Genomic DNA, 13238 nt, shown 5'->3' on the forward strand with positions numbered 1-13238 from the left:
GCGGCTCCCGGCCCGGCCCGCCGGGGCCTCCGGGGCGTCCGGGCCCGCCGGGTCGGCCCGACCGCGGGGGAGTGGCGGGATGATCTGGGGATCCGGCGGCCCGGTGCGGGTGCCGGACGGCATGTTCGGGCCGAGGTCGGGGCCGGGCTCGGGCTCGGGGCTCGGAGGCCGCCGGGGCCGGTTGTCGGTGGTCGCTGAGAAGATCGTCCGCATGAACGACGCCGCGAACACCGACACCCCCGCCGTGACCTGGACCGCCGACCTGCCCACCACGGTCGGGCTGGTCCGCACCCTGCACGACCTCGACGACTGCTGGACGCTCGCGGACGTCGAGCGGCTGGTCGGGGCCAGGCCGGACTGGAAGATCCGCCGCGCGTTCACCGACCTCCTGGTCGTCGGCCTGCAGGCCGAACTCCGCTGGCCGGCCGGTGCCGAGCTCTTCCTCGGCACCACCGAGCCGAAGGCCGACAGCTACCGGCGGGCCTGGGTCCCGCTGCTGCAGTTCCGGCTGCCGACGCCCGGGGAGGAGCGGCGCGGCGCGCTGCGCACGCTCTCCGAGGCACTGCGCGAGGTCGGCGAGCCGACGGCCGTACCGACCGCCGCCGACGGGTTCGGGCTGCGCTGGCGGTCCGCCGGGCGGACCATGCTGCTCCAGGCCAACGACCGCCGGGCGTGGATCGCGATCCAGCCGCACGTCCGGGAGGTCCGGCACGTCAGCCCCGAACTCCCGGCCGCGGTGGCCGCGTTCGTCCCGCTGCTGCACGACGCGCCCGGCGGGCACCTCGCGGTCGAGGAGGTCCGCCGGGCCGTCGAGGAACTCCCTGGGGCGAAAGGCGAGTTCGGCGACGGCTGGGTAGAGGTCCGGTTCTCCGACCCGTCCTTCACGCCCTCCTTCGCCCGGCGCGCCTCCGTCCTGCGCGACGCCCCCGAGGGCACCTTCGACGTACTGGACCTGCACCGCTTCGACCTGGGGCCGACGGCCATGGAGCACCGGCGGGCGGTGTTCGGCGAGATCTTCGGCGCGGTCCGCGCCGTGCTCGGCGAGCCGACCCTCTTCGGCGGCGGACCGGACGGACCGGACGTCCGCTGGCGCGAGGCCGGGGAGGACGGCCGACTGCTGCGACTGCGCTGCGAGGGGCGCCGGGTCCGGCTGGAGACCGAGGCGGCCCCGGCCTTCGAGGAGGGTGAGCACTCCACCTTCGAATGGGGCGGTCCGGGAGGTGCCGACGGGCCGAGCGACTTCCCGCTGCTGCCGTACAGCTGGCAGCTCCATCTGCCCCACCAGGCCCCCGGCGGCACCGCCGACCACCTGCCCGGCGGGCGGCTCGCCCTGTCGGTGCCGCAGCTGCGGGAGGGTCTTGAGTGCCTGTTCGCCGCCTGGATCGAGCAGCTGCCGGTGCAACGCCCGGGCGAGAAGGCCATGTTCACGATAGCCGCCCCGCAGATCAGTGGCGGGCTCTCCGTCACCTACAGCACGGTCAAGGGCGTCCTGCTGCGGGTCGGCCCGCGCCCCGGTGACCAGGCCGAGGTGACGGCGGCGATGACGGCCGACGGCTGGGAGCCGTCGGGGCGCCGCTTCAAGGCCGAGTGGCGGACGCCCACCGAGGAGACCGCCCAGGAGGTCGCCGCGCTGATCGCCGCCGAGCTGACCGCCCGCGGTATCAACGGCGACTCGGGCTTCGGCCTCGGCCCCGGCCACGTCACCGCCCGCCGTCCGGGCATCGGCCTCTCGCCCCAGCTGGCGGCCCACGGGTTCCTCCGCGTCACGGGCCTGGGCCTGGAGACATCCTGAGCCGAGGTCGGCGAGGATCCACGGGACAGGCCCTAAGGTGACGACCATGCCGGACACCGCGCTGCTCGTCGTCGACATGCAGATCGCCCTGCTCCTGGGGGCCCACGACACGGAGGCCTGCCTCGACCGGGTCGCCGAGCTGGCCGGGCGGGCCCGGGCGGCCGGCGTCCCGGTGGTCTATCTGCGGCAGCGGGTCGACCATCCCGACGTTCCGGCGGAGGCGCTGGAGATCCACCCGACGGTGGCCCCGCAGCCGGGGGACACCGTGCTGGCGAAGGACAGCGCCGACTCCTTCCTCGGCACCGAGCTCGACGCGGTCCTGCGCCGGCGGGGCGTCCGGCGGGTGGTCGTCACCGGCCTCGCCACCGAGTACTGCGTCGACTCCACCTGCCGCAGCGCGCTCTCGCACGGCTACGACCTGCTGCTCGTCGCCGACGGCCACACCACGCCGACCCGACCCGCCGACAGCCCCCTGCCCGCCGCGGCCCAGGTGATCGTCCACCACAACGCGCTCTTCGCGACCATCATCTACGCGGGCCGCACCGTCCGGGTGCTCCCGGCGGCCGAGGTCGACTTCGCCTGACCGGCCCGGGCCGGGCGCCCGTACGCCACGGGTGCCCGGCCCGGGCCCGGTGGGTCAGGAGTGCGCGAGGCAGTGCTTGAGCTCGTCGAGCGGGTAGAACCAGCTCCCCTTGGCGACCGGGCGGCAGGAGGACTTGAAGGCCGTCTCCTTCTCGTTGTAGAGCATCCGCACCAGGTAGGCGGCCGGGCGGCCGTCGGCGGGCGTGTCGGCGAACAGGTCCCACTGGATGTTCGCGCCCATCGGCGCGACCTCGGCGCCGCGCCACGGGTTGTTCCGGTAGGTGTACGGCTCGTCCGCGTCGGCCTGCTCGGTGCTGCCGGGGAGGCCCAGCAGGACGGCGAGCGGCTCGATCTCCTCGGCGTGGGTGAACCGCAGCACCGCGCCGTTGCCGCTGGTGCCGGCGGCCCTGGCCCCGGCCTGGGCCAGCAGGTCGTCCAGGAGGACACCGGCCATCCGGTAGGTGATGGTGCGTCCGCTGAAGGCCGGGCCCGACTGGTAGAACTCCTCGGCGTCGTCCAGGTAGGCCAGCCACCGGGCGTCGTCCTGGTTCAGGAACGGCGTCAGGTCGACGCCCGGCGCCTCCACGCTCAGGTCCGGCGCCGCGCTGTAGAGCGCGTGCAGGGAACGGGCGAAGGCGACCTGCTCCTCGGTGGACAGCGCCTCGGCGAAGCCCGCGCGGAACAGTCGCCCGACCGCGTGCCGGGCCGCCCGGGCGGTGCGCGGCTCGTGCTCGACACCGGAGAGGACCGCGGCGAGGTCCGGGTCGCTCGCCAGGTACGCCTGGTAGTCCGCGTTCTGCGGCTGCTTGTGGAAGTACAGCAGGTTCTTGTCGGTGACCGGGGCCTTGATCGAGCCCGCCAGCGCCGGGACCCCGGCCGTCAGGCCCGAGGTGAAGGCACCGGCGCTCGCCACCGCGCGGGCCACGCCCGAGGTCTCCACCACGACGGGCCGTCCGTCGGCGGCTATCGACCGGAACAGCGACGGCAGCCGCTGCTCCATCCGCAGTGCCGTCTGCCGCTGCTCGTCGGCGCCCCGGGCGGAGAGGTTGCCGAAGCCGAGCGTGGAGGCCGCCGTCAGCAGTGTCCGAACCTGCGGGGCCAGCCGCGCGCCGAGGTCGGTGAGGGCGCCCTGCTCCTGGGCCCGGCCGAGCACGGCGAGCACCGCCTCGCCGTCCTCGCCGTCGGACATGGCGCGGGAGCCGTGCCGGGCGACGTTCTCGGTGAAGACCGGGGCGAAGCCCTTCGGCGCCTTCTGGTAGTGCCCGGGCCGGCCCTGCGGCTCGTACGGGGCCTTGGTGCCGTAGAGGTCGCGGTCGACGCGCGAGGCGCCGGACCGGTCGTGCGCGGCGGCGGTGCCCGCGGTGAACAGCACTCCGGCGGCCAGGGAGGCGGCCATGGAGACGGCCACGGCGACGGACAGGGGGGCGGTGCGCTTCACGGCGGCCCTTCGGGTGGATGCGGACTGCCGACCGGCAGTCTCGGACTGCCGCACGGTGCCACGCGTGCGGGAAGACCGGTCGACGCCCCGTCATGGTCCCGGTGAAGGAAGCCTGAACGCCGGACGGCCCGGCCGGCGCCCGCGGTGCTGCGACGGCGCCGCCGATCCTCGGGATTCGCCTCCGCGGGCGTCGGGTTGATGGGATCATGTCGCTCCCGACCCGAACGGCACGACCCAGAGCCGCCGCACCCGAGGGGACCGCCGATGAAGCCGCTGTCCGCCACCGACCCGCGCGAGGTCGGACCGTACCGGCTGCTCGCCCGCCTGGGCGGCGGCGGAATGGGGCGGGTCTTCCTCGGCCGCTCGCCCGGCGGGCTGACCGTCGCGGTGAAGCTGGTCCGCCCCGAACTGGCCGAGGACGCGCGGTTCCGGCGGCGGTTCGCCCAGGAGATCGAGGCGGCCCGGCGCGTCGGAGGGTTCTACACCGCCCAGGTGGTGGACGCCGACGCCGCGGCAGACCCGCCGTGGATGGTCACCTCCTACATCCCCGGCCCCTCGCTGGGGGAGGTGGTGGCCCGGCACGGCCCGCTGCCCGTCGCGACGGTGGCCGTGCTCGGCGCCGGACTGGCGGAGGGGCTGGCCGCGATCCACGCCTGCTCCCTGGTGCACCGCGACCTCAAGCCCGGCAACGTCGTCCTCGCCGAGGACGGCCCGCGCGTGATCGACTTCGGGATCGCCCGCGCCCTGGACGCCACCTCCGGCCTCACCGGCACCACCGTGATCGGCACCCCGGGGTTCATGTCCCCCGAGCAGATCCTCCGGAACCCGGCCACCCCGGCGAGCGACGTGTTCAGCCTGGGCGCGGTGCTCGCCCACGCGGCCACCGGCCGCCCGCCGTTCGGCGAGGGGCCGACCGAGGCCGTCGTCTACCACGTCGTCCACGAGGAACCCGATCTCGACGGCCTGCCGCCGGTCCTCGCGCCGCTGGTCCGGTCCTGCCTGGCCAAGGACCCGAAGCAGCGGCCCGGCGTCGCCGAGGTGCTGACGCGCTGCGCCGGACAGGCCCACTCCGCCACCGTCTGGCTGCCGCCGGACGTGACCGCGATGATCGTCGAACGGTCGCGCCGGACCTCCGAGCTGACCACCGCCGTGATTCCCGCCCCGCCGACGCTGGTCGAGCCGCCGCCGCCGCCGGCGGAACCGCCCGTCCCCCCGGCGCCCCTGCCCCCGCTCGCCGCCCGGGTGGGCGAGCTGAAGGCCGGCTACGCGACGGTCGTTCTGCCCTGGATACCCGGCGAGACCGGCGGGATGAAGCGCACCACCGTCGTCCGCTGGCTCAAGCAGGTCGGGGACGCGGTCGAGAAGGGCGAACCACTGCTGGAGGTCGTCTCGGGCCGGGGCGACGTCGTGGTCACCGCCCCGCACGACGGCCTGCTCTACGCCGTCCACCGCCGGGCCGGGGAGAGCGCCCGCACCGGCGCGGTGATCGCCGGCATCGGCTCCCCGGCGGCCACCCTCCCGAGGCCCCGGGCGGTGCAGTACGCGCTGACCGCACTGCGTCGCACCGCGGCCACGCTCGGCGTGCTGCTCGTGCTGGGGCTGATCGCGGGGCCGATCGCTGTGTTCAGCCCGCTGTTCGAGGACGAGGCCGTCGCGGCCGGGCCCGGCGACTGCGTCGGGAAGGAGATCCTGAAGCGGGACGGGGAGCTCGACACCGACCATCCGAAGTGGCTCACCGCGCCCTGCGGCCTGCTGTCGGTCCGCGCTCCCGTGCGGGACGAGAAGGGTGACCAGTACTTCACCGTGCTGGCCCGGCTGGACGCGCCCGTGACCACGACCTGCGAGCAGGCCGTCCCGGACTGGGCCACCGGCGCCGGGAAACTCTCGCAGGACTTCGGCGCCGTGGTCCTCTGCCTGCGCGAGCGCTGACGCCCGGAAGCGCCGAGGTCGGGAAGCGCTGACGCCGGGAAGCGCCGACGCCGGGCACTGTCCTACGGTGAAAGGGTCCGTCCCCGTCCCCGGCGGCGGCCTCCCGCGCCGGGGCGGCACACCCCACACCCCACGCGGACACGGGAGCGAGGTGCGATGCGCCGATCGCCGGGGCGCGCGGAGCGGCTGCGGCGGGTACGCCCCGCCCCGGCGGTGGCGCACCGCGCCGTCCGGGTCACCGCCGCGGCCTGCGCCGGGTTCTACACCTTCCGCTACGGCCTGGACCGCCCGGCGTCGGCCACCTACGCGCTGTTCGCGGCCATCGCGCTCGGGGTGCTGGCCCGGGTGGAGGGCTCCGCGCGGACCCGGGCCCGGACGATCCTGTGGACGCTCCCGGCCGCCTGGGCGCTGGTCTGCCTCGGCACCGTGCTGGCCGTGCACTCCTGGGCGGCCGCCCTGGGCATGGTGGGCGTCGGGTTCGCGGTGTCCTACGGCTCCGTCGGCGGCCCCCGGATGGTGGGACTGGCCAACGGCCTCCAGCTCCTCTACATCCTCCCGTGCTTCCCGCCCTACAGCCCCGAGGCCCTGCCGCAGCGGCTGCTCGGCGCGACGGCCGGGCTGCTGCTGCTCGCCGCCGCCGAACTGCTGCTGTGGCCGGAGCCGGCACCGCCCGACTACCGGGGCCGGCTGTCGCGCGCCGCCCACGCCCTGGCGGAGCTGGCGGACCTCGCCGCCGACGCGTGCGCGGTCCGGGCGGCGGCCCCCGGCGCCGTCACCTCGGCCGCCGACCGGGCCCGCGCCCGCCTGGACGAGCTGCGGTTCAGCCGGGTCCCGGTGATGGAGCGCCCCGCCGGGGCCGGAGCCGTGGACCGCGCCCTCACCCACTGCGCGGCCGCCCTCCGCTACACCGGCCCGCAGGTGCTGCGGATCCTCCGCCTCGCCCGGCCCTACCCGGGCGCGGCGCAGTTGACCGCCGTCACCGCGCAGGCCCTGCGCGCGGCCGCCGCCGGGCTGCCCCGGGCGGGCCCGGTCCCGGACACCGGTGTCCTCGACCGCGAGCTCGCCGCCTTCGACACCGCCCGCGCCTTCGACACCGTCCGCGCCGCCGACACCGTCCGCGCCGCCGACACCGTCCGCGCCGCCGACGCGGCCCCGCCCGAGCGCAGCGGGCGCCTCCGGCCCGCGCTCGGCACCGCCGCCCTGGACTCCGCCGAGGGCGCCCGCTTCGTCGTCCGGGCGGTGCGGGTCGGCCGGCACGCGGCGCTGCCGCCCGACGAGACGCCCGCCGACCAGCGGCCCGGGCCGTTCTGGTACGCCTACGACCCCGCCCCGCTGCTGTGGTGGCGCCGGTTCCGCGCCAACCTCACCCCGCGCTCGGTCGCCTTCCGCAACGCCCTGCGCACCGCGGGCGCCCTCGGCGCGGCCCGGCTGCTGGCCGGCGGCCTCGACCTGTCACACGGCTTCTGGGTGCTGCTCGCCACGCTCACCCTGATGCGCACCAGCGCCGCCGACACCCGGACGACCCTGCGCCCCGCGCTGGTCGGGACGGCCCTCGGCGCCGCCGCGACCGCCGCGGTGCTGCTGGCGGTGGGGGAGCACCCGCTGGTCTACGCCCTCGCGCTGCCGCCGGTGATGCTGATCGCCTTCACCGCCGGACCGGCGCTCGGGCCGGCCTGGGGCCAGGGACTGTTCACCCTGGTGGTCGCCCTCGTCTTCACCCAGCTGGCGCCCGCGAGCTGGCGGCTGGCGGAGGCCCGGGTGGTCAACGTCGCCGCCGGGGCGGCGATCGGCCTTCTCGCCGGGCTCTGCGCCTGGCCGCGCGGCGGCGCCCAGGACCTGCGCCGCCGAACCGCCGGGCTGTTGGAGGAGAGCGCGGACGCGGTGCGCGAGACGGTCGCGGTGCTGACCGGCACCGGCCGCCCGGGCGGTGCGCTGCGCCGGGCCCGCAACTCCACCCTGCTCACCGAGGCGATGTACGCCCAGTACCGCTGCGAACGGCACGACCCGGCCGGGGACGGACCCAACTGGCAGGCCGCCGTCCTGGCCGGCCAGCACGCCGTCCGGGGGGCCGAACCGCTGCTGGCCCGCATCCCGCCCGGGACGGCCGCGCCCCACCGGGGCGGGGCGCGGGTGCTGCTGCGCCACGCGGACGAGGTCGCGGCGGCGTTCCGCCGCCAGGCGGCGGCCCTGCGCGCCCGTGAGCCGGCGGGCGCCGCGCACCCGGCCGTCGCCCGGGCCCGTGCCGCCCTGGTGGCCGAACTCGACGGTCCGCCGCCCGCGCCGGGCACCGACGGACGGGTGCCGCTGCACGCGGTGGACGTGGCGGTGTGGCTCGCGGGGCTGCTCGACGACCTCCAGCAGATCCACGAGCCCGGCTGAGCCCGGCTGGTTCCGGCGCTGCGCATTCCTATAGTCCCCCGGCGGGTGGGGCGGTCCAGGGTTCCGGTCGAAAGCTCTTCGTGACGACGTGGCGCGGCATCGTCGCCCCCCACGGAGCCGGGGATGCCCAGGTGGCGTTCCCCGGTCCGGCGCCGATGCCCCGATGCCGCCGCGCCGTCGCCGCCGCTTCCCCGGCGCTGGGGAGCACAGGAGGAGTTCGCCGCCGTCACCCGGCCGCTGCCCGAGGGCTGGGAACGCGGGGACCTGGAGATGTGGGCCGTGGTGCGTCCGGCGGGCGTGCGGATCCCGGACCAGGGCTGGAAGATCCACGTCTCCGCCTGCCTCGGGACCGCGGAGGAGGTGCTGGAGACCGTCCACGCCTTCTGCCTGCGGGAACGCGTCACCTTCAAGTTCCTGCGCGGACTGCCCATCCTCCAGGTGCAGAACTCCAAGTACGCGCCCCGCGGCTCCAGCGGGAAGTTCTGCACCCTGTACCCGGTCGACGACACCGAGCTTCAGCGCTGTCTCGACGGACTCGGCCCGCTGCTGGCCGGCCATCGGGGTGCGTACATCCTGAGCGACCTGCGCTGGAAGGACGGGCCGCTGTACCTGAGGTACGGAGGCTTCGCCGAACGCTACTGCCGCAACGACGCCGGGGAGCTCGTCCTCGCCCTGGCCGGACCGGACGGCCGGCTGGTGCCGGACGTGCGCGGGGCCGCGTTCTCGGTGCCGCCCTGGGCACCGGTGCCGGAGTGCATCGCCGAAGCGGTCGCGGAGCGCGCGGCACCGCAGGACACCGGACTCCCCTACACGATCGAGCGGGTCCTGCACTTCTCCAACGCGGGCGGTGTCTACTTGGCCCGGGACGAGCAGGACGGGCCGAAGGTGGTGCTCAAGGAGGCCCGCCCGTTCGCCGGGCTGGACCAGCGCGGCGTCGACGCGGTGACCAGGCTGCGCAACGAGCACGCCGTTCTGGTGCGGCTGGCCGGGGTCCCCGGAGTCCCCCGGGAGCACGGGCTGCTGACGGCCTGGGAGCACGAGTTCCTGGTCCAGGAGTATGTCGCCGGGCAGTCCCTCAGCGAGTGGCTGACGGCCCGCTACCCGCTGATCCACCCCGATGCCGACGAGGAGGCCGTCGCCGGGTACACCCGTGACGCCCTGGCCGTCGTCGACCAGGTGGAACGGGCGGTGGCCGGGATCCACGAGCGGGGCGTCGTCTTCGGGGACCTCCACCCTCGCAACCTGATCATCCGGCCGGACGGCGAGCTGTCCCTGATCGACTTCGAACTCGCCAGCACCGTCGACGACTTCCTGCGCCCCGCGCTGGGCGCCGCCGGCTTCACCGCGCCGCCCGGCCACACCGGGACCGGCGTGGACCGGTACGCGCTGGCGGCGCTGCGGCTCTGGCTCTTCTACCCGCTGGTCCAGCTCACCGCCCTCGACGCGGACAAGGCCGGACAGCTCGCGGACGCCGTCGAACGTCGCTTCCCGGTTCCGCCCGGCTACACCGACGACGTCCGCCGCCTGCTCGGCCGTACCCCCGGTGACGGGCGTACGCCCCGCCCGGAACTCGCGGAGGGCCGCGCCGAGGCCCGCGCGCTGTTGGAGGCACCGGTCGCCGACTGGCCGGCGATCCGGGACTCGCTCGCCGCCGGGATCGCCGCGGCCGCCACCCCCGACCGCTTCGACCGCCTGTTCCCGGGCGACGTCGCCCAGTTCACCCAGGGCGGGCTGGGGCTGGCGCACGGCGCGGCCGGGGTGCTCTACGCGTTGCACAGCACCGGGGCCGAGGTGGACCCCGCGCACGTGCGGTGGCTGGCCGAGGCCGCCCTCGGCCGCCGGACGTCGCCCGGCCTCTACCACGGCGGCCACGGCGTCGCGTACGTCCTGGACCTGCTGGGGGAGCGCGAACGGGCGCTGGAACTGCTGCACCGGCTGGACGGGCACGCCGCCGACGGCGATTCGGCGCCGGCGCCGACGCTGGCCTCCGGCGGGCCCGGGACCGCGCTCACCCTGCTGCACTTCGCCCGCGCCACCGGAGACGAACGGCTGCTGGAGCAGGCACTGAACGCGGCCGCCGCCGCCGCGACCACCTGGGAGAAGCACGGCGGCGGGGCGGCCGGACTGCTGGCCGGCTCCTCGGGTGCCGCGCTCGCGCTGGTCCGGCTGTACGAGCACACCGGTGACCGCACCCTGCTGGACCGCGCCGAGGCCCTGCTCGAACTCGACCTCGCCCGCTGCGTCGAGGTGAGCGACGGCACCCTCCAGGTGGTCGACCGGCGTCGCGTCCTGCCCTACATCGAGACCGGCAGCGCCGGGATCGGGCTGGCCCTGGACGCCCTGCTCCGCCACCGGCCCACCGCCGCCCCGGCCGAACGGCAGGCACTGATCCGCCGGGCCGCCGAGCCGGAGTTCGTGATCCAGTCGGGCCTCTTCAACGGCCGGGCCGGACTCATCGGCTACCTGGCCCTGACCGGCGACCGCGCCGACGAGGGCCCGGGCAACGGCTCCGGCGGTGCGTCCCCCGACCGGCACCGGGCGCTGCTGGCGCTCCACCAGGTGCCCTACCGGGGCTGCCTCGCCTTCCCCGGCGACCAGCTGCTGCGGCTGTCCACGGACCTCGCGACCGGATCGGCCGGGGTGCTGCTGGCCCTCGGCACGGCGTTCGCCGGCACCCCGTTCCTCCCGTTCACCGGCCCGGCCGCTGCCGCACCACCGGCGGTCACCGCACCGCCGTCCGCCACCGCACCGCCGGCGGTCACCGCACCGCCGGCCGCGCCCCACTGACCGCACCCCCGCCGGAAGGGCCCCCGGCCCACCGGCACCCCGAGCGCGCCGCCGCGCGTGCGCGCCACCACAGACTCCCGGCCGACCGGCCGGGCGATCCACCCCGAAGTGAAGGAGACCATCATGGCGATCCTCGACCTCCAGGCCATGGAGCTGCCCGAGACCGAGGCGGCCCCGATCGACGACACCCTCGACCACACCAGCTCGCTGAGCGTCCTGAACTGCGGCACCAGCACGGTCAGCACGCTTCTCTGTCTCTGATCCGCCCGGCCGTCCGCCGGGCGGCCCGTGCGGGTTCGAGCGGTCAGGCCGGGCGGGTGGTCCACCGACCACCCGCCCGGCCCCGCGGGCCGCGGCGTTCCGACGCCGCGGCCCTCTCGCTTCCCCCACCGCCGCCTCCACCTCACGACCCCGCCGATCCGCTCAGCAGAGAGGTGCCCCGTGGCCGCCCGGCCCGCCGACACCGTCGTCGCCCCCGCGCCGTCGCAGGTCCGGCTGCGCCGTGAACTCGCCGTCCAGCCGGTCCGCCTCGCCACCGCCCTGCTCCTCGCGGTGGTGGCCACCGTCGCGGCCCTCGCGCTCCCGCTGCTGGTCCGCCGGATCGTCGGGGACTTCTCCGCCCACCGGTCCCTCACCCCCGGACTGCTGCTGATGGCGGCCGCCGCCGTCGGCGAGGCGGCCGCCCAGGCCCTCTCCGGCTTCCAGCTCGCCCAGGTCGGCGAAGGCATGACCTACCGGCTGCGCACCACGGTGATGGCCCACGCCCTGCGGCTGCCGCTGCCGGTGGTACGGGCCCGGGGAACGGGCGAGCTCGCCGCCCGGGTCACCTCCGACGCCCAACTGCTCGGCCAGGTCGTCGAAGTGGCGATGCAGCTCCCGCTGGCCGCCTTCGGGGTGCTGGCGACCCTGGCGGTGATGGTGTGGATCGACTGGGTGCTCACCGCCGTCACCGTCACCGCGCTGGCCGCCCTGACCGGCCTGGTCCTGCTGATCATGCGCCGGATGCGGGCCAATGTCACCGGCCAGCAGGAGGCGGTGGGCCGGATCGCCCAGCGCTTCACCGCCGATCTGGAGGCCCTCACCACCATCAAGGTCTGCCGGGCCGAAGCCGTGGCCGACCGCGTGCTGGAGCAGGACGCCGAGCAACTGCGCGTCGTGTCGCTGACCGGGGCCCGGCTGGGCGCCCTGGTGCCGGCGGCGCTCACCCTCGGCAACCAGTTCGCGATGATCGCGGTCATCCTCACCGGCGGCGCGCGCATGGCGGCCGGACACCTGCAAGTGGCGGAGTTCGTCGCCTTCCTGCTCTACCTGCTCCAGACCGTCCCCTCCGTGAACACCCTCGCCACCGGCTTCGGCCGGCTCCAGGCCGGACTCGCCGCCCGGGACCGCTGCAACGAACTGCTCGCCCTGCCCCGGGAGGCGGACCCCGACGACGAGGCCCGCCCCACCCCCGTCCCGGTGCCCGACGCCCCGGCCGTGGTCTTCCGCGGCGTCTCCTACGCCCACGCCGGCACCGGACGGCCCGCCCTTGACTCCGCCTCCTTCAGCATCCCGCGCACCGGCCTGACCGCCGTCGTCGGCCCCTCGGGCGCGGGCAAGAGCACCGCGCTCTCCCTCGTCGGCCGCTTCGTCCGGCCCGGCGCCGGGTCGGTCAGCATCCTCGGCCACGACATCCGCACCTGGCCGCTGGGCTCACTGCGGGCCCGGATGGCCTACGTCGACCAGGAGTTCACCCTCCTGGAGGCCAGCGCCCGGGACAACCTCCAGCTCGGCCGCACCAGCACCGCCGGCGACGGCGAACTCGCCCGGGCGCTGGCCACCGTCGGCCTCGCCCAGGACGTCGACCGCCTCCCGCACGGACTGGACACCGTCCTGGGCCGCGAGTTCGACCTGTCCGGCGGCCAGCGCCAGCGGATGGCCCTGGCCCGCGCCCTCCTCACCGGCGCCGACATCGTCCTCTTCGACGAGCCCACCAGCCAGCTCGACGGCCTCAACGAGCTGCGCTTCCGCGAGATCGTCGACCAACTCGCCCGCCGCAGCGCCGTCGTGGTCGTCGCCCACCGGCTCTCCACGGTCCAGCACGCCGATCACGTGATCATGATGAACCGGGGCACCGCCGTCGACGCCGCCGACCACCCCACCCTCCTCGCCCGCTGCGCCCCCTACCGCGAACTCGTCGCCGCCCAGACCGGCCAGGTGCCGGTCCGCCACGAATGACCTGCGGGACTCCGAACTGCGCCTGGCCGTCGCCGCGATGTTCGCCCCGGGCCGGAACACCAGGACCGAGCGCGCCGCCGACACCCTGCCGCTGTTCTGGACCTTCACCAACGC

At 76.0% G+C, this 13238-nt stretch carries 8 protein-coding genes; 7 read left to right on the plus strand and 1 reads right to left on the minus strand.

Annotated features, from left to right (window positions below; all coding sequences use genetic code 11):
- Positions 1–79: 79 nt before the first annotated feature.
- Together OG715_RS40400 and OG715_RS40405 are read left to right on the plus strand one after the other, a co-directional pair.
- Complete coding sequence (locus OG715_RS40400) at positions 80–1792, plus strand: hypothetical protein (RefSeq protein ID WP_266272206.1); 1713 nt, start codon at positions 80–82, stop codon at positions 1790–1792.
- 46 nt (positions 1793–1838) lie between these two features.
- Complete coding sequence (locus tag OG715_RS40405; protein ID WP_266272205.1) at positions 1839–2375, plus strand: isochorismatase family protein; 537 nt, start codon at positions 1839–1841, stop codon at positions 2373–2375.
- 54 nt (positions 2376–2429) lie between these two features.
- On the opposite strand, the gene OG715_RS40410 is transcribed toward OG715_RS40405, so the two are convergent.
- Positions 2430–3812 carry a histidine-type phosphatase gene (locus OG715_RS40410; RefSeq protein WP_266272204.1) on the minus strand — a complete coding sequence of 461 codons (1383 nt, stop codon included), beginning with the start codon at positions 3810–3812 and terminating at the stop codon, positions 2430–2432.
- Between the two features lie 264 nt (positions 3813–4076).
- On the opposite strand from OG715_RS40410, the gene OG715_RS40415 reads away from it, so the two are divergent.
- From OG715_RS40415 to OG715_RS40435, 5 genes are all read left to right on the plus strand, one after another.
- Entirely contained in the window at positions 4077–5741 is a 1665-nt protein-coding gene (locus OG715_RS40415; RefSeq protein ID WP_266272203.1) for a protein kinase domain-containing protein, read from the plus strand.
- Between the two features lie 156 nt (positions 5742–5897).
- Positions 5898–8120 (plus strand): FUSC family protein, encoded by a 2223-nt coding sequence (locus OG715_RS40420; protein WP_266272202.1) that lies wholly within the window; start codon positions 5898–5900, stop codon positions 8118–8120.
- Positions 8121–8243: 123 nt separating this feature from the next.
- Positions 8244–10907 (plus strand): class III lanthionine synthetase LanKC, encoded by a 2664-nt coding sequence (gene lanKC, locus OG715_RS40425; protein ID WP_266272201.1) that lies wholly within the window; start codon positions 8244–8246, stop codon positions 10905–10907.
- Between the two features lie 123 nt (positions 10908–11030).
- On the plus strand, positions 11031–11168 hold the full coding sequence (locus tag OG715_RS40430; protein ID WP_107084371.1) for a SapB/AmfS family lanthipeptide: 138 nt from the start codon (positions 11031–11033) through the stop codon (positions 11166–11168).
- 180 nt (positions 11169–11348) lie between these two features.
- Positions 11349–13124: an ABC transporter ATP-binding protein gene (locus OG715_RS40435; RefSeq protein WP_266272200.1), complete on the plus strand. Its 1776-nt coding sequence runs from the start codon at positions 11349–11351 to the stop codon at positions 13122–13124.
- Positions 13125–13238: the final 114 nt, after the last annotated feature.

It is taken from the genome of Kitasatospora purpeofusca (assembly GCF_036010405.1).
GTDB lineage: Bacteria > Actinomycetota > Actinomycetes > Streptomycetales > Streptomycetaceae > Kitasatospora > Kitasatospora purpeofusca.